Source organism: Streptomyces sp. M41(2017) (assembly GCF_002078175.1).
Taxonomy (GTDB): domain Bacteria; phylum Actinomycetota; class Actinomycetes; order Streptomycetales; family Streptomycetaceae; genus Streptomyces.
Genome location: NZ_MWFK01000004.1, coordinates 62,732 through 82,610 on the forward strand (window position 1 = coordinate 62,732; position 19,879 = coordinate 82,610).

Here is a 19,879-nt window from a genome sequence, read left to right on the forward strand (position 1 = left end):
CAAGGCGCGCAACCTCGGCCGTGCGAGGAGAGATCTCGACTCGCGTCCCGACCCGCAGACGTCTGACCTGATGCAGCCGACGCCCGACGGAACGCCATCTGGCGTCCGCTCCGACTGACGGGGCGCTCAGCCCCCGGGGAAGGGGCCCCGTCGGAGAGCCCAGAAACAAGGGCCATAGAGTTTCGTTTGTGACGAAAAGAAGCGCTGGCAACGAGGCGCAGCCAGACGCAGTCGCGGCTGCGTCGCAGCGCCTTCCCGTAGAGGAAGCGATGGTGCGCGAGCAGCTGGTGGAGCGCAGTTGCGCCTGGTGCGGTGAGCCCGTCGCGTATAGCGGGCGGGGCCGGCCGCCGCGCTTTTGCAGTCCGGTGCACCGGCGGCGGGCCTGGGAGGTGCGCAGCGCGGAGGAACGCGCCGGCCGTCCGGTGAGCAAGGGCGGCCGCAGTACCGAGCCGGTGCGCGAGATCGTGCAGCGCACCGAGACGGTGGTGCGACCCCAGATAGTCCAGGACGCCGGCCGGGGCTCGGCGGCGCCGCGGCCGGCGCAGCGTCTGAGCGGGCAGCCCTACACGCTGCCCGAGGACGCGGTCGAGTGGATCGAGGCACTCGCCGCTCTGCGACGGGAAGCGGTGACGAACCCGAAGGTTGCGCCCTTCCGGGAGCACATCGCGAACGCCTGCGAGAAGACCCTGCAGGTCCTGCGCTCCGAGATGCCCGGCCCGGACGGGACGACGCCCGGCGAGCCGTGAGCCGCGTCAACGCCCGGGAATGCGGTGGGAGTCCGCTCTGTTGTAGAGGGCGTGGACGTGAAGGGATAGTGTCCCCGGGCCTCACCTATAGCCCATGAGGAAGATCGTTCGGCTGAAGCCTCATGGAGCCTTTCGCCGCGTAGGCGACCGCCCTTCACGACCACAGCTCGTACAGCAGCTCCCGACCGGGATCCGGTCGGGAGCTGCTGCATGTAGAGGGTCACGTCATGTCTCGCGCTGCTCCAGGGCCTTCAGTAGATGGAGAGCGGCGGAACGCTGATGGACAGGCCGCTGTCGCGGAGCTTCGCCTGCCACTGGGCTTCGATCTGCGGGCGCAACCGCCGTATCTCGCGCCAGCCTTCGATGGATTCTGGCAGCTCGCTGCCGCGGGACCAGGCCCCCAGGAGCATCCGTGTTTCGCTCCTGGACAGGAAAGCGATCTCTGGCAGGGAGTATCCCGGTACTCCGCCGGCTGCGGCGATGTCCACGAGATAGCAGATCTCTGTGATGCGGTGGCGTAGTTCTTCGTCCAACAGGAACGACTGCTCGGATCCCAGGACGAGACATATTTTGGTGGCGCTTCGCACCGTGTCTTCATGGGCCTGGTCGACCAGCATGATCGGGTGCTCCAGGTAGGCGCGCAGAATGTTCTCCACTCCGTGGCGCTGGCGGTCTTCCCGGGTCTTCCTGCCTTCGTCCTCAATAGCGCGCCGTCGTGCCGTTTCAGCATCCTCCAGGGCTTCCTGTCGGGCCCGCTGAGCTTGGCGCCGGGCGCCGATTCTGCCGATGGTGTCGCCGCTGAGGCCTATGAGGCCGCCAGCGACAACGCTGACAACCGTTCCCCACTCCATGCGTGCCCCCACGTTGTCGCACTGTCCCACGGCTGTGTCGGTCATCGATTCGTCGTCCGACTGCCCCTGACACTTCACTCAGCGCGCGCGATATGGCGGATCCGACCGTCTCAACCAGCAACGCGGCGCGTCAGGAGCGTAGCGGGGGCAGGACCGGACACCGACCGGAAAAAGAGCGGCGGCCGATTCAGGGGGCGGGACCACGGTCAACATCCGTAGAGCCATGATCAAGCGGATCACGTTCTACGGCTGACCCTCACTGGTCGCGTTGCCGCCGCTTCTGCCGGTGGTCCATCCAGAACTGGACCGCTACTTGCGACGCCCCCAAAACGAACGCGTACACGAACGACTCCAGCCACGAGTGACCCGTGAGCACGTGCCAGACCACGGCGCCGACCGTCCAGACGGCGATCAACAAAGGGGCCAGCACCGCCAACCGAACTGATCGCGGTGTCCCTGACCACCAGACGGCCACTGCGCTCTTCGCTCCACCCGATGTCCCCATGGCACCCCGAATACCCCGCCCCTCCGAGAGGACCCCATGCCTCGCCTGCGCGTCGAACGCACTGACTGGCCCCGTCCGGGCCTGTTCCTGACCGACACTCAGCGCCCTAACTGCCGGGATCGCGGCGGCCACGGGGTCCAGGACTGGGATTGCGGTGACGAGATAGGTGATGACGCCGGCACCGATTGGGCGTAGTGCGCGTGCTGAAATCTCATCGGCCGCTGGCTGTTCGTCGTGGTGGGCGGGGCAGGTCTCCGCCGCGGCCAGGTTCGGTGGTGGGTTCGGCGGCGCTGTGGTGGGCGACGCGCAGTCCGTCGTGGGGCCACCAGAACGTGCGGTGCGACTTCGACGTGGTCCCGTCGGTGTCGATGAGTACCTGGTAGGCGGTGCGGCCGTCGGGCCAGTCATGCCGGGCGGTCACGCTCGCCCACCTCCAGCTGCCGTTGTGGCGTACCCACAAGGCGGGCGGATCGGTGAGAGGCCAGGTCCACACCGTCGGCGCCTGGCCGTCGCCCTCCCGCCAGGGCCGTGCTTCCACCGGATTTCCGAGGGCTGTCATGGTCGGAGTCCTGTGTCGGGGTAGATGCGGCGGCGCATGCGTGTGGGGTCGTACCAGTACCAGCCGGAGGGTGACTGGTCGGGGCGCGGCCACAGCAGCAGGCTGTAGGCGAGTCGGCCAGCGGTTTCGTAGCTGGCGCGGGCGATGCCGGTGTACGAGTCGCCGTCCACGAACAGGTTCACGCGGATCACTTCGTATGGCGAGTACCGATGGACCCGGGCCGCCCTGTCCGGCGCTGGCGCGGGCTCGGCATCCCGCCAAGAATCGATCACGTGTACGAATCTAATGGAAGTGGGAACGGGTGGCGAGTCCGCTGCGAGGTTGGCCTGTCGCAATGAAGGTTGAGTGATTCTCAGCGAAGGTTGAGCGGCTGCTTCTGGCGGATTCGGTCCTTGTGGCGGGAGACGAGACCCATCGCCGGTCAGCTGATCGGTGGCAGGAGGGGGACCCGCGCGGCGAGGAACTTCGGGGCCATCTCGCGGTAGCTGTCGGTGATCAGTTCCGCAAGCTCGGTCCAGTCGGTGTGGTCACCGAGAACGGTGGCGACGACGTTATGGCCCCAGTCGGCACGGAGGAACGGGAACCCACCGGCGGTCAGGCCGAGCAGGTCGTCGACGGGTACCCGAAAAGTCATCACGACCAGTTCCTGATCTGCGGTCGCATACGAGGCGTAGACCGGGTAGCGATCCACGTCCGGCGTGTAGACATGGACGAACGTCCGCGTACGGATCCGCCAGCGCACGCCAATCCAGGCTGGTTCCTCGTATGACTCGGGCAGCTGCCGGCAGATCGACCGCGACCGGTTCAGGATCTCCGGCGGCACGTCTCCAGGACTGGACATGGGCCGACACTAGCGACCGCCGGAGAATTCCGCGCCGGAAGCGGCTGGGCAGAGAAGCCTGCGGTCACCAACCTTCGCTGAGAATCACTCAACCTTCCTTGCGCCAGGTCAGAGGTCGCGTCCAGGTCGCCGGAGCGCATCGCCGGCGGCACGCTGGGTGGATGACCAGTGCGCCGGTCGTTGTGCACCGGCCGTCTCTGTCGGGCGGCCGGCGGGTGAGTGTGCACCGGCACGGGCGTGACGAGATCCTCGGCACCGCATACAGCGATCACGACCTGGTGGTGTTCCTCTAGGCGGCCGGCATCGCCGACGCCGACGCCGTGCTGGACGATCCGCGCTGGGTTCAGTGGCGGGATGGTCCTGCGCACGAGTGGAGCGCGGCCTGACCTGGACCGGTGGGGCCTCTGGTGGGGGCTGTGGTCGGGTCCGTGGTCACCGGTGGGGGTTTCGGTGGGGCGCGTGGTCGGGTCTGTGGTCGGACCGGTGGGGCCACTGGTGGGGCCAGGGCCGGACCGTCTCAGAGCAAGATTTTTCGGCTCCTGGAGCTCCGTGTGCTGGGGCTATGACCTGCGGTGGTGGGGGTTGTGGTCGGGTCAAGTAGGTACTGGTGGGGGCTCGTTACCGGAAATTGATGTGCCTGGTCGGGTTGCTTTGGTCGGCCCCTCCACTCCTACGGTGAAGGCGAGCCGGCCCTCTTGCCGTCGCCCTGCGGGAGGGGCCGGTTCGTTCCGCACGGGGCGGATATTCGGCGCCACGGCCAGCTGTCACCGGCTGACCCCGGATCCCGCCCCGTGCGGACGATGACCGAACACCGGGCGCGGGGCATGTGCAGGAGGTTGCGCAGTGCGAGCGGGGGATCGGAGTGTTGCGCGGGACAGACTGCGCAACCGCGGTGGCTGTGCGCAGTCCACGCTGTCACGGTGCGCACCGTCGCCATTGATCGTCGCGTCTGCGCAGTCGGCTCCGGTGGTGCTGTCAGGGCTGCGCAGTACGGTGATCGCGATCAAGCCACGAATGCGCACGGTCGCGCAGTCAGGGGCGAGAGGGAGTGGCTTCGGGGTGGGCGGGACGAAGGCGTATCCGTACGGGTCGACGACCGCAGTGCGCGGGCACGTGCTGGCGGCGCTGGGGGTGCTGAAGCTGGCGACCGCGGACCAGATGCACCGGCTGATGGCGCCCGGCCACAAGGACAACAAAGGCTTCCGCAACGCCGCCCTGGACCTGGCCCGGCACGGCCTGGTGGTGTCCGAGGGCAGTAGCCGGGACGGCCACAAGATCTGGCACCTGACCCCCGTCGGCCTGGACGCGGCCGCCGAAGTCCTGGGACGGCCAGTGGGGGAGATGGGCGGCATCGCCCGCGGTGCGGCGCGCTCGGGGGCGCCGCATGCGATGGCGGTGAACGAGACGATCATCGCGATCACCCGCACCCCCGCCACGGCGACCCGCCCCGTGCCCCGCCAGCAGACCAGCCCCGCGCCCGCCACTGCGACCGCCGGACCCGTGCCGCCGGCAGACGCGTCGCCGGGGATCGGATGGGTCGGCTCCTGGTCGACCGAAGTCCCGCTCGCCGCTCCGTCCAGCCGGAGCGGGCGGGCCGGTGTGCGTGCGGACGCGGTCCTCACGGCGCCGGAGGCCGGCCTGCCGGTGCTGTTCGTGGAGGTCGACAACTGCACCGAGCCGCCCGAGACGCTGGAGACGAAGTTCGAGAGGTACCTGCGCTACTTCCGCCTGACGACGAAGAGTTCCGTAGGCGGTGAGATGCCGCTGTGGCGCACCCACTACCGGCCCTCGCACCGGGACGGTCACCCGCCGCTGGTGTTCGTCTTCAACCCCGGCACCCGCATCGGACCGCAGGCCTTGAAGAACCGCATGACCACGGTCCTGAAAGGGACGCGACAGGTCTGGTCCGGGAACTATCAGGCTGACCGCGGCTACGGTATCCCGGTGCCGGAGCGGGACGGCTACTACGACTTCAGCGACGCCATCCCCGTCCTGTTCACCACCCTGGACCGCCTACAAGCCGGCGGCCCGCACGCATCGGTGTGGTGGCGGTGCGGCCACCGGCAGTGGGAAACGCTCCCCGACGCGCTCGACAACCCGGCCGACCACCGGGCATGGCAGGCCCGGGACACAGCCCGCCGCGCTCGGCGCGACGAAGAGCTGGCCCAGCGCGAACGCGAGCGTGAGCGGGCTGAGGAGGAGCGGTGGGCTACGGAGCCGCCCGAGCCGGAAGCCGCGCGCGAGGTCGTGTCGTGCGAGCGGTGCGGGTTGCCGACCACCTGCCCCGTAGGCCAGGACGACGCATCGGTCGCTGCGCCCGAGGATGGCTGGCTCTGTCCGGCATGCTCTGCCGCCAGCGCTGACGTCTACCAGCAATCGACCCTGCGCCAGGTGCTCTTCGGCAAACGTCGGCGCGGTAAGTAGCCCGGTCCCATCCAGAGCGGGCCGGGCCGGGCCACGGCTGGGAACCCTAACCCGGGCAGCGGACGGTCGAGTTGTCAGCCGTCGGGCACCCTCACGGTGTGGGAGACAGGGAACGGGTGTGCGACGTCCTGTGCGACGACGCCGTAGGTGACCGGACACGACGTCCGGCCCTGCACCCTTGTGCCGCCGCCAACAGCGGTCAAGGCGAGCGCACGCTTGAGATCGTGTCCAGTAGTGGCGCAGGACGATGGGGCAGTGCTTGGCATGTCTGGACTGGTTCGGCGACGAAATTGAAGCTTCCCCGCACCGTCCCAGCTCGACTGTCTCTGGGACTCCAAGCACTCGCCCGCCGCTGATCGCTAGAAGGGCAGCTGGCACACCGCGTATGGCGCAATGTGCCAGGCAACAAGAGAGCCTCGCGAGACTGTGCGCCGTCCAAATGGAGGGCCTGGTCACTGGAGGACTTGGGAGATCGTCAGCACGAGGGTCGCAGCGAGGGTCAGGGTGCCGCCGCAGGCGATCGCTGCCCGGCCGATCATCTGCGAACAGCCAGCCCCGTCCCGGTGGGCCAAGAGGCCGGCCGTCCAGCCGACCATCAGCGCGATGACGACGATGTTGGCCGCGCCTAGAAGGATGACGGCCACCTTGGTCGAAGTGTTCATGAGTAGTCCCCATTTCCCGAGTGTTGGGTGCTGACAGGGTGGACACTGCTCTCGAGAAGGTTCGACGTGGTTCGGCTGAACCTTTCTGAACCAAAAGGGACCGTGCGCTAGGGGGCGGCGTGGCTCAGCAGGACGGCATCGAGGCCGCCCACGACACCGCATCGGTTACCGGGCGTGACGCACTCGTGCTGCTACGTCAGACACTGGAGCGGGGGCGGGCGACTCACCAGTTGACGAAGACACAATTGGTCGCCCGGACCGGACTCGGCAAAACAACTGTGATCCAGGCATTCAGCATGAGTGCCCCGGCTCCCAGCGCGATCACGGTTGCGAAGCTGGCCGAAAGTCTCCGGCTGAATCGGGACTGGCTCCTGGCACTGCATGCGAACATCGCCGCGATGACGCAGCCTCCAGCAGCTGCTGTTGTCGCCACCGGACCGGCTGGAGCGACCCATCCTGACGGCACGTCACCGCGAGGCATCCGCGCCGGCACCAGCATCGGTGACACCTGGACCGACGAGGCAGCGGCCCGAATAGCCAGCCAGGTCCTCGCCGAAGAGACAGAACATGCCTCCCGACTGCTGGGGCCCGGAGGACACCGAATAGATCTGGTGTTCCGATGCATCCCGGAGCTGGCCAACAACGCGGCTGGCGCCCAGGAGCGAGGGAACCTGAGCGATGCCCAGGCTTTCTACCTGGCGCTCCACCCCGCTCGTCTGGTTATCACCGGCGAGCCGGGTGCCGGGAAGACCCTGCTGGCCATCCACCTTCTGTTGGCACTGCTCTCGGACCGGACCCGGCACCGGTCGGATCCGGTCCCGGTGCGATTCTCGTTGGCGAGCTGGAGCCCAGGCCTCTCGCTCAAGGCGTGGTTGGCCGAACAAGTGGCAGACCGCTTTGCCACCGAAGGCATCAGCCGACGCCGGGCTGTTGCCCTGGTCGAACGCCGCCGGATCCTTCCGGTACTCGACGGCCTGGACGAAATGGATGCTGACGACACCCCGCTCGCCCGCAGCCGGGCCTACCAGGTCCTGGAGGAACTCAACTCCTACCAGGACACAGGGGGTAGCGCGCCGGCCGTGCTCACCTGTCGCACCGATCTCTACGAACGGCTCGCACGACGCCAGGTGCGAGTGCGGGACGCGGCCCGCGTCCGCATCGAAGCGGTGTCCGCCATCGAGGCGGTGACCTACCTCACCGACCGCACGGCCGCCCCCCAGCGCTGGCAACCGGTGCTCAGACGCCTGGCGGGATCTGAACCGGCTCACCTTGCCGCCGTGTTGAACACCCCATGGCGGTTGAACCTGGCTGCCACCGTCTACGAGCAGCGCGATGCCGAACTCGCATACCAACGCGACCCGGCCGATCTGCTGGCCTTCACCTCCGCTGAGGAGGCGGGTGAGCACCTGCTCGGGCTCTACCTTCCCGCAGCATCAGCCCTGCACCCCACCGCTCCCGACCGCTACTCCGTAGAGGCCGTCCGCAGATGGCTCGGCGTCCTAGCCCAGGGGCTGCCGAAGGCCAGGACGGACCTCTACCTGCACGAGCTCTGGCAACTCATGCCCCGACGGGTGCGGATCGCCGAGCTGCTCTTGGTCTTGCTGTGGGCCGCACTCCTGCGCGGGTGGGGACAGCTTGCGAAGCCTGAGGCGAGCGAGGTTTGGACGATCTACACCGTCGTGCTCATTGTGCCGTTCGGGCTACGTGCCTGGACACGCCGAGTCGTGCCACGCGCCGCGCAGATCGGCCGACTGGGCACCCTGGTCGGGCTGCGGCTGATAGGGCGGCGCATCGTCGGAGCAGGCGCCTCGGGCTTCCTGATCGGCTTCCTCGCCGCAGCCGCCCTGACTTTGGTCTCGGGCGTCATCGACCTGGTGACGCTCTCCCTCGACGTGGGAAAACAGCTGTTCCTCCTGGTGAGTTGCACCCTTGTCTTCACCGGCCTTAGCCTCCCCGCCGGAATCATTTTTGGGATACTGAGTGCTCTGACAGGTCCCATCACCAGGGAGCCGACGTCCACGACGCCGTCCGACTCTGGCCGGTTGGTCTGGGCGGAGAAGTGGCGCAGGCTGACCTACGGCCGTTCGATAGGAACCATCGTCGAGCCCCGCGCAGACCCGCACCACGCGATCCGTCACGACCTTGTGGTCGGCTTCGGCTTAATCCCCCTGATGCTCCTTCCCGGCGGACTGGTGCTCACCCAGGTGGTCCAGATCAGCCTCGACTCCTGGACCCTCACGTTCGGAGATGTCGCCGTATTTCTCGTCCTCGGCCTCCTGGTCGGCTTGTACTTCCTGACCGGGGCGGGTCGACGCTATCTGGTGTTCCTGCTCTGCGCTCGCGGACAGCTTCCATGGCGGCTCGGCCGTTTCCTGCGCTGGGCCTACGGAGCGGGCCTGCTTCGAGTGTCGGGATCGGCCTACCAGTTCCGCCACCGGGAACTTCAGGAGTGGCTCGGAGCGCATGATCCGCGAAATCCCGACAGCACCGCGACCGCCCCGGCCAGCCCCGGGGCTACATCGTGACTGGCTAATCGCTAGCGACCAGATGCGCCTTGGTGCTGCCCTTGGCTGCCCCGCTCCCGCAGCCGGACACGCCACCGCTTCCCCAGTCCCCGGCGCGGGTGGCTGCCCCGTCCGGACAGGAGCCGGCTGCCCTGATGCGGTGGCTGCGCGCGTAGGGCGCGAGCTCCGGGCAGCTCGGTGCCCAGCGTTTTGTCGTCTCAATCGAGCTGCCGGGGTGTGCCGGGGCGGCAGTTGCTCCTACTCGGTGTCGGTATCTGTATCGGCCGGAGGCGGAGTGCGGTCTCGCCGCAGGTAGCGGACGGTCCAGGCGGTCCACGCCGGCGAGTAGGGCGGACAGCGCGATGGCTTGCTCAACGACGGGCCTTCGAGCCCTGGCACACCGCGGTGAAGTCAGTGCCGATCCGGCGTTCGCCGCGGCCCGGGGAAGGGCTGAGGGCCCGCTCCCGGTGGTGCACGCACGGGAGGGGCCCTCAACGACTGCGCGGCGGGCCGGGGGAAGTAGCCTGCGCGCTGTCCTGTCCAACGACGGAACAGGCAGCCGGATACGGCGGTCCTCATCGGCGCTGGTCGCCGTCGTTGTCGCTGTGCGAATCACGCCCGTTCTTCGTTCCTGGGAAGGCGTGAAGGATGCCTGCGTCGCTGTCGCGGATGAGCAGCCGACGGCCGGCCCAGTCGACGACCCTCCTCCCAGGCCGTCGTCACGCACTGCCGCAGAACGATGCGCCGCCGCGCTGACCCGACGCGGCTATTACCGCGGCGATCGCCGCGGCCGCCTTTGCCGCCGACCACCGGTCGTACCGTCAGGCGGTGGTCACGAGGGGTCTCTCACGCGGCTCGGCGATCACGATGAGGATGAGCGCTGCAGGAACGCCGCGTGGAAAGAGCTGCTGCGCAGCTCCGCTGGACGTCTTCTCGCCGGGGCGCTGTTACTCACTTACGGGTGACGGGTGAGCTTTCCGCCGCGGCGCAAGGCCTACGGCCAGAGGCGGTGCCCAGTCCTCCCAAGGGTTGGACCCTTCTCGGATGGCCCGGTCAATCCTTCATGACATAGATGGACATTGCAGGCGAGTGTCACGGCGGTGTGAGCAACCAGCAACGCCTCCTGCGCCGCGTTCACATCACGCCGCCACGGCGGGCAGGGTGTGAATGCGCGGCCAAGCCGGCCGTCACCCGCACACCGCACAACCCGGCCGCCACCAGGGCGTGTTGGGGTTGGGCCGCACGAATGCAGGGGGAACCTGTGACCGTATCCACGACTGCTCGCCGTCTGACCGCCGCCGCCATGACCACCGCGGCCGTCACTGCGGCGATCGCCGTGCCCGCCTCCGCCGCGGACCATCGTCCGCACCGCGACCGGGTGGAGATCAGCGGCGTCCAGTACGACTCCCCGGGCTGGGACAACCGCTCCAACCGCTCCCTGAACAGTGAGTGGGTGGAGATCACCAACTACTCCCGCCACGGCGTGAACCTGGACGGCTGGACCCTCTCCGACGAGGACGGCCGCACCTACACCTTCGACCACTACCGTCTGGGCGGCCGGGCCACCGTCCGCGTCCACACCGGCACCGGCCTGGACACCCGCCGCGATGTCTACCAGGACCGCCGTAACTACGTGTGGGACAACGACTCCGACACCGCGACCCTGCGCAACGACCACCGGCGTCTGGTCGACGAGGCTTCCTGGGGTCACCGCGGCCACCACCACCGCTGACCCCACCTGAGCTGGGTGCCTCCGCCACGGATCCCGGAGGCATCCAGCGCTGAACGGACCAGGCGGGGCGGGCCGGCCGTGTGCCGGTCCGCCCCGCCGCAGTCTCTGCCTCCGTGGTGGGGGAGAGGGGTGGAGGCGGCGTGGAGGGGTTGAAACGTCCGGTCGACGCGCGTAGCGCGGCGGGCGCGGGCTGCGGTTACCTCAAGGGCGCATCTCCAACCCCCCACATCTTTTGGAGAGTTCATGTTCCGTCGCGCCGTATTCGGCCTGCCCACCGCCTCGCTCGTCATCCTCGGCGTGTTCGCGGGACAGGCTCTGGCCGAGCCGCCCGCCCCGCCGTCGACCACCACGGCGCGCACCGAGCTCGCAGCCCTAACGGTCGCCGCACCGCATTCGATGGACGGCTACGCCCGCGACAAGTTCGACATCTGGGCCTCCCAGCCCGATGGCTGCACCACCCGCCAGGACCTCCTCGCCCGTGACGGCAAGGATGTGCAGGGCCAGGCCGGCAGTTGCCAGCCAGCCAGCGGGTCCTGGTACTCGGCCTACGACGACAAAACCGTCACCGTTGTCGCTGATGCGACTATCGACCACATGGTCCCGCTCGCGGAAGCCTGGCGCTCGGGGGCTGACATGTGGACTGCCGATCAGCGCAAAGCGTTCGGTAACGACCTCACGGACCCGCAGCTGCTGATCGCCTCGGAGTCCTCCAACTCCTCGAAGTCCGACAGCGGTCCCGCTGACTGGAAGCCCGCGAACCACGCCTTCTGGTGTACCTACGGCAAGGACTACATCCACATCAAGGCGGTCTTCAAACTCACCACCACCGACGATGAGAAGACAGCCCTGTCCTCCATGGTCGACACCTGTACCGACTGATACCTACCCTCACCAGAAGTGGTCCACGGGCGGCAGACAGACCCGTGTCAGCGGCGTCGCACACGACGGTTTCGGGCCCGATGACGTCACGACCGGAGCACGATCCGAATCGACGACGCGGCGGCCGCGCTTGCGGATTCCAGAAGTCGCTGCCAACCGCTTCGATTTGGACCAAGGTGGCACCTGGGTGCCAGGTTTCGGGGGACGGAGTACAGACATGGGTTTGCACGCGCAAGTGACGGGATTGTGGAACTTCGCCGAAATGGCGGAGCGCGTTCTGGAGGGGATGGGGCTCGGGAGTGCCCAGATCAAGGCCGCCGATCTGCAAGGCCTGGAGGCGACGCTCGACCGCGTCAACGACGCTATCGAGCACGTTGATCAGCTTCCCCGAATGACATTCAAGACGTGGGTCGTCTCCGCGGAAGAGGGCGTCAGCCTGTTGCCAGTCCTGCTCCAGCGCAAGAGGCTCATCGTCGACCGACTCAATGAACTGCGCAGCGAGCAGAAGATCTCGGGTCTGCGCGAGCTCATCGACCGGCTGCCGCAGGGCGATGAACGACAGGCGCTCGTCGACCAGCTGGACGAGCTGGAGCGGCAGTCCGTCGAGTCCGAGGCTGCGGTGCGGGCCGTGGCCTCGGAGGAGAGCGCACTGCAGTTCCAGCGCGAGCGCGATCTGGCACTCCTGAAGATCCAGTTGTCGGAACGCCGGTGGTCCTACCGCTCGAAGCTGCTGGCCCGTGACGCGATCGCGCCGATGATCGGCGCGATCCTCCTCGTCGGGCTGGCCGTAACGCTGGTGGTGGCGATGTTTCTGGGCACGACCGTCTCCGAGCTGATCAGTAACAGCTTCCTGATCGTCCTGGGCTACTTTTTCGGCCAGACGACTGAGCGCCGGAGCCAGCCGGAGAGCGCGGGCGGTCCGAGTGGGCAGGATGTCAGGATTTAACTGTCGCCCTGTCCGGATCCCGCGATCGTGGATCCGACACCGCGTGCTCCCATCTCCCGCATGCGGGCCATCACCCGCCCCAGGTGCTGGTCACCTCTTCGGTGATTCCCGCAGGCGAGGCGGGAAGGAGCGGGTCTGTGGAGGACGGCGAGCGGGAGAGGTGGACGACGTAGGAGTTCGGGCCTTGTCACACCGGTGCGGTCGGTGTGGTCCTCGACGACGGGATGGTGCTGCGGCCGGTCTGCTTCGACGCCAGTTCGGATGGCGGCCGCCAGGCGGAGAGCGCACCGAACCCGCCGCGCCAGAGCCAGGCGGCACAACGAACGACAGTTCAAGGCTCATGCGGCACTCGTGGTGGGGCGCAGTAGGACTCCCAATCGAGCCGAGCCCTCGAAGACCTCACCGTGATGCTCCTAACCATCGCCGAACGCTACGCAGAGGGCCGAATCGATGATCTCCTCGACGCAGACCAACTCCAGGGCGCGACACCGGCCGTACCGAGAGAGCGCACGCGAGCGATCGGGATAGGACTCACTGTCGTAATGATCATGATTGGTGCAGCCGTCCTCGGAATGCCCGACGCTGCCCTCGTCCCCCTGCTGCCACTGGTGGTCGTGTTCATCGCAGTCGTCTTCAACCGCGGACGGATGCCCGCCACGGGCCAGTTCACCGATCTGATCATCCCTCGGTAAGGCAGATGCCCCCGTAGACCAGCACTCCATTCCGAAAATGTGAGACAGAAGAGTTGATCTACGTTGCCGCTGACCCTTCAGAGGATCAATGAAGGTCGGGATCGGACCTCAACCGATGCGCGAGCGGAGCACGGCGGCAGCGCTCTGTCTGAGCGCGTCTCCCACATCGCGCTCGTGGTCACTCTGGCCTCAGCCGACGTGGACTGATCGCACCCGGCGCCCACCGGCCGCACGAGCCGCACTGTCTGTTCTCGTGTGCCAGCTAGAGCCCTCGCTTCTCCCCTCTGCGATGTGTACCGCGTTGGCAGAAGCCGATACGGTCACCGCATGTCAGGGGAACACGACGCACAGCGCCCGTCCAGTGCAGCGGTAGCGATGGAGGCCGCTATCGCCGCCCTACCGCAACAGGCGAGTTCGCGCACGACGGAATTCATGCTGTCCGTGGGTGAGGCGAAGATCCTCCAGTTCAAGAAGAAACAACAGATTGCCGCCGTGGCGGAGCTAGTGTGGAACGCCCTCGACGCGAATGCCACGAAGGTCGACATCCGGTTCCAGCGCTCCGCTCTGGGCGCCATCACGGAGATCGTGGTGACCGACAACGGCCACGGCATGACGCCGGATCGCGCTCATGAGTCCTTCTACCGCTACGGCGAGACGTGGAAGGCCGGCAAGACGCACACCCAGGACAACACCCGCATCCTGCATGGCAGGAACGGCGAAGGACGGCTCTTCGCCTTTGCTCTTGGAGATCAGCTCACCTGGGACTCCGCAGCCCTGGTAGACGACACCCTGGTCGGCGTCCGTGCCAGCGGAGACGCTGACCACGCCACCATCTGGCAGGTCGTAGAGACGGAACCCGACCGAGAAGAGCCGGGAACAACAGTCCGGATTAGGGTTCCCGAAGAGAAGTCCCTGCGCTACCTCGAACATGACGACGCAGTACCCAATCTCACCGCGAAGCTCGCGTTCTACCTGCGTGCCTACCCCGACGTCACCGTCACGTACGAGGGCAGGCGTCTGGACCCGGCCGACATCATCGTGGGCGAGCCTGTCGACCTCCCGCTGGCCTTGCCGGAAGAGGACAGTGACGACGGCCCATCGGCGGTTGTGACCGTCGTGGAGTGGAACCGACGGATGAGCGATCGCAAGATGCTCATCTGCAACGCCGACGGCATCGCCCTGTACGAGGAGGGCAAGGACTGGTCAGACAGCATCGTCAGTTTCACCCCCTACCTGCGGTCCGACCGGTTTAACAACCTCACCGTGGACGACCTCCACATGATGCCCATGACCCACGCTGCGCTCCTGGACGCCGCAGCAAAGGCTGTCCGGGAGTATCTGGCTCTGCGAGGCGCTCAGATCTCGGCAGCGGTCGTCCGCCAGCTGAAGGACGAGGGCATCTACCCGTACCAGGAGGGGCCGACGACTGGGACGAAGACGATCGAGCGGCAGACCTTCGACGTCGTAGTGACAGTGGCCCGCGAAGCTCTCCCAAGCAGGGGCATGGCCCGCAGGCTCTCTGTAGATCTCATTCGCACGGCACTTGAGTCCAACCCCGGCGATCTTCACGACATCCTGGAGAAGGTCCTGGCCCTCAGCCTGGACGACCGTCGGCACCTGAAGAATCTCCTGCACAGCACCGACCTTGCCCACGTCATCAGCGCCGCCACCGAGGTGACCAACCGCCTTGACGTCATCGGCGGACTCCGCAAGATCCTCGCCGACGACGCGCTGCGGCGTGAATTCCGTGAGGTCGACCAGCTTCACCCGATGATCGCCCAGAACCTGTGGATGTTCGGCGATGACTGGGCTTGGGCACGCACCGAGGTCGGGCTCACCAACGTTCTTCAAGCTCACCTGGACGAACTTGGCGAGGACGTCGTCCTGGAGAATCAACTGGTGGCCACGCAGCCGGATGGCCGCCGCGGCCGGGTGGACATCCTGATGTTCCGTAGCCGACGCGACGAAGACTCCACCGAGCGTCTCGTGATCGAGCTCAAGCGCCCTACCGTCAAGGTCGGCAAGAAGGAACTCGACCAGATCAAGGGCTACGCCCGCGCGATCGTGGACAACCCGCAGTACCGGGGGGTGGAAGGCTGCAAGTGGCGGTTTTACCTCATCACCTATGACTACTCGGAGAAGGTCCTTCGGGACATCCGGCAGAAGGACAAGCCAGCGGGGCTGCTCGACGATCAGGACGAGTACGAGGTCTGGGTCAAGAGCTGGGCCGAGATCTTCGATACAGCCGAGAAGAAGCTGCTGTTCTTCCAGCGGCAGCTGAATTACGAGGCCACAGACGCACGGGTCACCCAACACCTGCGCGAGAGCTACTCACGTTTCATCCCAGACGGCCTCGCCGAAGACCAGGACATCGCGGTGCACTCAGCAAGCTGACCCAACGACAGCAGGCCGATCAGGCACACCCATCCAGCCCCATCCGCTGCCTAGTCACGCAAGCTAGAAATCTGCGGCGCGGGCTACTCGCAGCCGGGTAGCGTCCCTGGTCATGCACAGCGATCTCGACTCCGATGAGGCGTGGGAGCGGCTGCGGGCCAGCCGCTCCAATCCACCGGCCAGAGCCAGCAGCGCCTCCCGCCGCAAGACCTACACGGCGGCTCTGGAGCAGACTCAGCAGCTGCTCCACGCCGCCGCCGTCGTGGGCCCGGCCACGAGCCCGATCCTGGCTTTCTACGGCCTCAGCCAGGCCGGCCGCGCTATCACGGCCGCCGCCTGGTCCCTCAAGGGTGAGGACTGGCGCCTCGACACCCACGGAATCAGCAGCAAGGCGCTCCATCTGCCCTTCCCCGACATCGAGATCCGCACCGACCCGTTCGGCACCCAGGGCAGCTTCGTGAAAGTCAGCGAAGTCCTCGACTCACCCGTGTGGGAAAAGGACCCGATGCGGTTGGAAGACATATGGGACCTGCTGCCGACGAACCTCCGCTACCCGCTTACCACCAGGGACCGGCTCACCCCTCTCTACACGAGCGAGGGCAGCGTCGACGAAGGCGACCACTCCCTGCTCAGCGTCTTCGTGTGCAACATCCCCGACCGGGTCGTCACGGCCGGCACTCGTGAGGCGCTGGCCGACCTACTCACCGCCTACCCGGCTGTCGCCCAGCACGAGAGCTACTCGAATGTCGGGGCGGCGGCGCTTCCAAACTACGTCCGTTACGACGACGCCGGGGGCCAACTGTCGATGAACTGGATGATGCCCGAAGGCATGGGCACGGGGTTCGACGGGATGGCCACCATGGCCGAACGACAGGCCCATTTGCGGACCATTACCCGAGGCTACGCCGGGGGCCGTTACTTCCTGCCGGTCCTGGGCTCGATGAAGCGTGATCTACACCCGTTGATGGCCTGGTGGGCCGTGCTGTACACGCTGTCCATGCTCGCCCGCTACCAACCTGCGGTCTGGGGAACGCTCATCAGCGTCGACACCAGCCGGCACGCGGTCCAGATCGAGCGGCTCCTGGAACGCGCCATCAACCACCTGCCCGTCCTGATCGCGGACGCCATCACCGAGGTGAGCACCTGATGTATCCCGGCTGATGAGGTTCGAAGCCGGAGCAGGCCGCGCTGGGGTCGTTTCGGCTGGCCGACGACAGCGGGGCTGGACAGGAGCTCCGGCCGCGAGAGCGTGTGCCGAAGCACGACAGTTGTCACCATCGGTGTCGATTGACCTGCGACTTCAAGCGCACAAAGCACGGTGGCTGTGGCGCCACCTATCACCAGCAGTGCGCGAAGTCAGGGGGAGCGTCGCCAGCTCATGTACCCACCCAGCCACCCGAGCTGCACCCCGTGCCCCGGCGGTCAGCCCGGCAGGCCCCGCTGGCGGCCCTGATGGCAACACGCCCGCCGTGGTGACATCTACCGCGCTTCGGCCTACCACCCGCCCGTAACCGGCTCCGGATACCAGGTCACCCCCACCGCATCCCCAGCTCCTCGAGTTCCTCCCGACGCTCCGCGCTGAGCTTGTCAGCCCGGCGGCGCGTATTGTCCAGCCACCCACCAAGCCGCAGGCCAACGACCTGTCCGTCGCCACCCGCGATCTCTTCCACGTGCTTGCGCGGGACGCGCAGATGGCCCTCGCGGGCGTGGAACTGCCGGGCCGCGGCGAGGTGGGTGGCCCACCGGTCCGCCTGTGTCTTCCGCACCGGCTGCAACTCACCCTCACCCGCGGGCTCCAGCCCGAGGACGCTGTCGAGCATCCACTGCTGGACCGGTGTCAGCTTGTCCCACCCGATCCGCTGCGCGATCGTCCAAGCACCCAGGTCTTCGCCCTGCACGATCACCTCACCCGCCCGCGAAGGCAGGACGCCGGCGGAGCGCAGGTACTGCAGGGTGAGGTGAAATCCGCGCTGCCAGTCGATCCCCCACGCCGGGCACCAGGCCGGGTCGATCGCATCCAGCGCCTCCAGACGGCTCTCAGACAGTTCACCCGCCGCGGAGATACCCGTTTCCCCGGCGGCGCGCCGCTCGGCGTTCTCACGTGTCTTGCGGGCGGCTGCACGCTGGTTCTTCAGCCACACCCCCAACGCCATCCCGTCCCCGCCCCACACCGCGTTCGTGGCCGGCACCAGATGCCCGTGCACCGCGGCGTAGTCCTTGGCCACCGCGAGCCCATCCGCCCAGGCGGTGTCCCACGCCGACCACACCATCCCCAGCGTCTCCAACTCGGTGACCCGCGCAGCCTCCAGGGTGCCGGCCGCGTAGTAGCGACGCACGTCCGCGATCCACCGCCCCAGCGGATACCCGCCCACAGCACCCCACTCCGCCGGCGCCATGAACAGGTACGGCACCCGCAGCTCCGTGTTCCCGGTCTCCCGCAGCCACCGCGTCGCCGCCTCAATGCCACGCCGCCAGTACGCGCCTTCCGGGTCGATGATCCGCAGCCGCACGAACTGCGCCAGCGCGAACGGATCACGCTCCTCACTGAACCGCAGCACCCCCGCCGCAGCCCCACTCACCCGCGCACCATCCTCGCCCTGCTCCTGGCCGCCCTCCCCGCTCCCCAACTGGCCCTCCTCTGCGTCCTGTTCAGGCGCCGGACGGCTGTTGCGGATCCGAGGATCCGCAAGCGCCTCGATCGTCTCCGCGTCGTGAGACCGCAGGGCCCCGAGGACCTTCGCCAACGTGTTCAGGGACGTCGTGGTCAGCATTTCATTCGGATCCTCATCCGGCCCGAGGAAAACCGGAACGATCAGCGAGGCCAACTTCCCCGTCCCCGGCTGCATCCGCAACGCCCGTCCGACCATTTGCACGATGTCAATCATCGACCCCCGCGCATCAGCAAAAAGAACCGCATCACACTGCGCAGTATCAACCCCCTCCCCGAGAACGCGCACAGACGACAAAACACGCAACGCAGCCGGAACATCACGCCCCTCGAACTCTGCCCCTCCGAAGAAATCGGAGGCGAATTCGTCCAGCACCTGGCGCCGATGCAACGGGGCGTGCTCGCCGTACAGCCAGTTGGCCCACACACGCTCCGCCGGCGGGAACGTCTGCGGATCCTCCTCAGCGAGCCGGCCCGCGACCGCCGGCACCCCGGCCGCCATCGCCTCCGCCTCACCCACCCGACTGTGGAACGCCAGCACCCGACGGAACCGCTCCTCCACCGCAGCGCGCATCAACCCCGCCTGAACCGCCGCGAGTCGAGCCCCACGTACGGCCGCGGACCCGGTGTCCTCGCTCGTCAGCGCGGCGTAGAGGTCCGGGTCACGGATGTCCAGACACAGCACCTGATACGACGCCACCAGCCCGAGCCGGATCGCCTCCGTCAGCCGCAACTTGTACGCCACCGGCCCGAACACGGGAGAGTCCTCATCCATACTCGCCACCAACCGCGGTCCCTCACCCCCCGCCTCCCAGACACGAGCCGTCGCCGTCATATAGAGCCGACGCACCGCAGGAATCAGCTGCTGATCATGCACCGCAGCCCACGGACGACCAGCATCACCACTCACCCGGTGCGCCTCATCGACGACCATCAGGTCCCACACCGGCAGGCCAACCTCATGCGCACGCTGCAACACCCCCTGGCCCACCGACGCATACGTCGCGAACACCGTCACCGGTTCCGGCCCCGACGTCCACGCCACCAACTCCGCCGGATCCGTCGTACACGGGATGCCCTGACTCTCCTCAGCCCGCAAAGAGCACACCCCGACCATCGCCCCACGCCGACCACCAGCACGCCACGCGCCGGCCATCTGCATCAGCAGGTCCAACGTCGGCACCAACACCAGCACACGACGCGCCGACAGGCGATTCCCAGACTCCACACCAATCAGCGTCTTACCGGACCCAGTCGCGGCAATTACCTGTGTTCGTAGACCCTGAGGCGGCATACGCCCTCCGGGCGGTTCCGAAAGAATCCTTAGAACCGAATCAACGGCCTCAATCTGATGCGGACGCAACACATATGGCATTCTTGTCTCCTTCTCTCGCCCCTTCATATGAGGCAAATAGAGAGCAGTTCCATTCAGGGAATGAATAAGTACTGAAGCCCATCCACGGCCGCTCCCGGCGA

The 19,879-nt window shown here is 67.2% G+C and carries 15 protein-coding genes and 1 pseudogene; 10 read left to right on the forward strand and 6 right to left on the reverse strand.

Features of this window, described 5'->3' with window-relative positions; translation table 11 throughout:
• Window positions 1–269: 269 nt before the first annotated feature.
• Complete coding sequence (locus tag B0675_RS39570; protein WP_143661173.1) at window positions 270–746, forward strand: hypothetical protein; 477 nt, start codon at window positions 270–272, stop codon at window positions 744–746.
• A 251-nt stretch (window positions 747–997) separates the two neighbouring features.
• Here the strand turns inward: B0675_RS39570 and B0675_RS39575 are convergent, their stop codons facing one another.
• From B0675_RS39575 to B0675_RS39590, 4 genes are all read right to left on the reverse strand, one after another.
• Window positions 998–1,642, reverse strand: coding sequence for a hypothetical protein (locus B0675_RS39575; protein ID WP_143661174.1), 645 nt, complete (start codon window positions 1,640–1,642; stop codon window positions 998–1,000).
• Between the two features lie 671 nt (window positions 1,643–2,313).
• On the reverse strand, window positions 2,314–2,661 hold the full coding sequence (locus tag B0675_RS39580; RefSeq protein WP_081224666.1) for a hypothetical protein: 348 nt from the start codon (window positions 2,659–2,661) through the stop codon (window positions 2,314–2,316).
• A complete protein-coding gene (locus B0675_RS39585; RefSeq protein ID WP_143661175.1) occupies window positions 2,658–2,843 on the reverse strand; it encodes a hypothetical protein in 186 nt (61 codons plus the stop codon). The genes B0675_RS39580 and B0675_RS39585 overlap by 4 nt, the downstream gene beginning before the upstream one ends.
• Window positions 2,844–3,082: 239 nt before the next feature.
• A complete protein-coding gene (locus tag B0675_RS39590; protein WP_081224668.1) occupies window positions 3,083–3,502 on the reverse strand; it encodes an MmcQ/YjbR family DNA-binding protein in 420 nt (139 codons plus the stop codon).
• A 161-nt stretch (window positions 3,503–3,663) separates the two neighbouring features.
• Here B0675_RS39590 and B0675_RS39595 point away from each other — a divergent pair.
• Both B0675_RS39595 and B0675_RS39600 read left to right on the forward strand, forming a co-directional pair.
• Window positions 3,664–3,888: pseudogene (locus tag B0675_RS39595) on the forward strand (hypothetical protein).
• A gap of 583 nt (window positions 3,889–4,471) precedes the next feature.
• Window positions 4,472–5,926, forward strand: coding sequence for a replication-relaxation family protein (locus tag B0675_RS39600; RefSeq protein WP_143661176.1), 1,455 nt, complete (start codon window positions 4,472–4,474; stop codon window positions 5,924–5,926).
• A gap of 452 nt (window positions 5,927–6,378) precedes the next feature.
• On the opposite strand, the gene B0675_RS39605 is transcribed toward B0675_RS39600, so the two are convergent.
• On the reverse strand, window positions 6,379–6,588 hold the full coding sequence (locus B0675_RS39605) for a hypothetical protein (RefSeq protein WP_081224670.1): 210 nt from the start codon (window positions 6,586–6,588) through the stop codon (window positions 6,379–6,381).
• Window positions 6,589–6,707: 119 nt separating this feature from the next.
• Here B0675_RS39605 and B0675_RS39610 point away from each other — a divergent pair, with 119 nt between their 5' ends.
• The 7 genes from B0675_RS39610 to B0675_RS39640 all read left to right on the forward strand — a co-directional run bounded on the left by B0675_RS39610 (window position 6,708) and on the right by B0675_RS39640 (window position 16,882).
• Window positions 6,708–9,113 (forward strand): NACHT domain-containing protein, encoded by a 2,406-nt coding sequence (locus B0675_RS39610; RefSeq protein WP_081224671.1) that lies wholly within the window; start codon window positions 6,708–6,710, stop codon window positions 9,111–9,113.
• 1,225 nt (window positions 9,114–10,338) lie between these two features.
• Complete coding sequence (locus tag B0675_RS39615) at window positions 10,339–10,824, forward strand: lamin tail domain-containing protein (RefSeq protein WP_081224672.1); 486 nt, start codon at window positions 10,339–10,341, stop codon at window positions 10,822–10,824.
• Between the two features lie 243 nt (window positions 10,825–11,067).
• On the forward strand, window positions 11,068–11,703 hold the full coding sequence (locus B0675_RS39620) for a DUF1524 domain-containing protein (RefSeq protein ID WP_081224673.1): 636 nt from the start codon (window positions 11,068–11,070) through the stop codon (window positions 11,701–11,703).
• Between the two features lie 217 nt (window positions 11,704–11,920).
• A complete protein-coding gene (locus tag B0675_RS39625) occupies window positions 11,921–12,649 on the forward strand; it encodes a hypothetical protein (protein WP_081224674.1) in 729 nt (242 codons plus the stop codon).
• Window positions 12,650–13,197: 548 nt separating this feature from the next.
• Window positions 13,198–13,341 (forward strand): hypothetical protein, encoded by a 144-nt coding sequence (locus B0675_RS42390; RefSeq protein WP_241540206.1) that lies wholly within the window; start codon window positions 13,198–13,200, stop codon window positions 13,339–13,341.
• Window positions 13,342–13,668: 327 nt separating this feature from the next.
• A complete protein-coding gene (locus B0675_RS39635) occupies window positions 13,669–15,735 on the forward strand; it encodes an ATP-binding protein (protein ID WP_241540207.1) in 2,067 nt (688 codons plus the stop codon).
• Between the two features lie 112 nt (window positions 15,736–15,847).
• Entirely contained in the window at window positions 15,848–16,882 is a 1,035-nt protein-coding gene (locus B0675_RS39640; protein WP_081224677.1) for a YaaC family protein, read from the forward strand.
• Window positions 16,883–17,264: 382 nt separating this feature from the next.
• Here B0675_RS39640 and B0675_RS39645 read toward each other — a convergent pair whose 3' ends face one another.
• Window positions 17,265–19,778, reverse strand: coding sequence for a DEAD/DEAH box helicase (locus B0675_RS39645; protein ID WP_081224678.1), 2,514 nt, complete (start codon window positions 19,776–19,778; stop codon window positions 17,265–17,267).
• Window positions 19,779–19,879: the final 101 nt, after the last annotated feature.

Bases quoted from the DNA above. Each gene is read 5' to 3' on its own strand.
- B0675_RS39570 (WP_143661173.1), top strand. From the start codon at position 270: ATGGTGCGCGAGCAGCTGGTGGAGCGCAGTTGCGCCTGGTGCGGTGAG.
- B0675_RS39575 (WP_143661174.1), bottom strand. From the start codon at position 1,642: ATGACCGACACAGCCGTGGGACAGTGCGACAACGTGGGGGCACGCATG.
- B0675_RS39580 (WP_081224666.1), bottom strand. From the start codon at position 2,661: ATGACAGCCCTCGGAAATCCGGTGGAAGCACGGCCCTGGCGGGAGGGC.
- B0675_RS39590 (WP_081224668.1), bottom strand. From the start codon at position 3,502: ATGTCCAGTCCTGGAGACGTGCCGCCGGAGATCCTGAACCGGTCGCGG.
- B0675_RS39605 (WP_081224670.1), bottom strand. From the start codon at position 6,588: ATGAACACTTCGACCAAGGTGGCCGTCATCCTTCTAGGCGCGGCCAAC.
- B0675_RS39615 (WP_081224672.1), top strand. From the start codon at position 10,339: ATGCAGGGGGAACCTGTGACCGTATCCACGACTGCTCGCCGTCTGACC.
- B0675_RS39620 (WP_081224673.1), top strand. From the start codon at position 11,068: ATGTTCCGTCGCGCCGTATTCGGCCTGCCCACCGCCTCGCTCGTCATC.
- B0675_RS39625 (WP_081224674.1), top strand. From the start codon at position 11,921: ATGGGTTTGCACGCGCAAGTGACGGGATTGTGGAACTTCGCCGAAATG.
- B0675_RS42390 (WP_241540206.1), top strand. From the start codon at position 13,198: ATGATTGGTGCAGCCGTCCTCGGAATGCCCGACGCTGCCCTCGTCCCC.
- B0675_RS39635 (WP_241540207.1), top strand. From the start codon at position 13,669: ATGTCAGGGGAACACGACGCACAGCGCCCGTCCAGTGCAGCGGTAGCG.
- B0675_RS39640 (WP_081224677.1), top strand. From the start codon at position 15,848: ATGCACAGCGATCTCGACTCCGATGAGGCGTGGGAGCGGCTGCGGGCC.
- B0675_RS39645 (WP_081224678.1), bottom strand. From the start codon at position 19,778: ATGCCATATGTGTTGCGTCCGCATCAGATTGAGGCCGTTGATTCGGTT.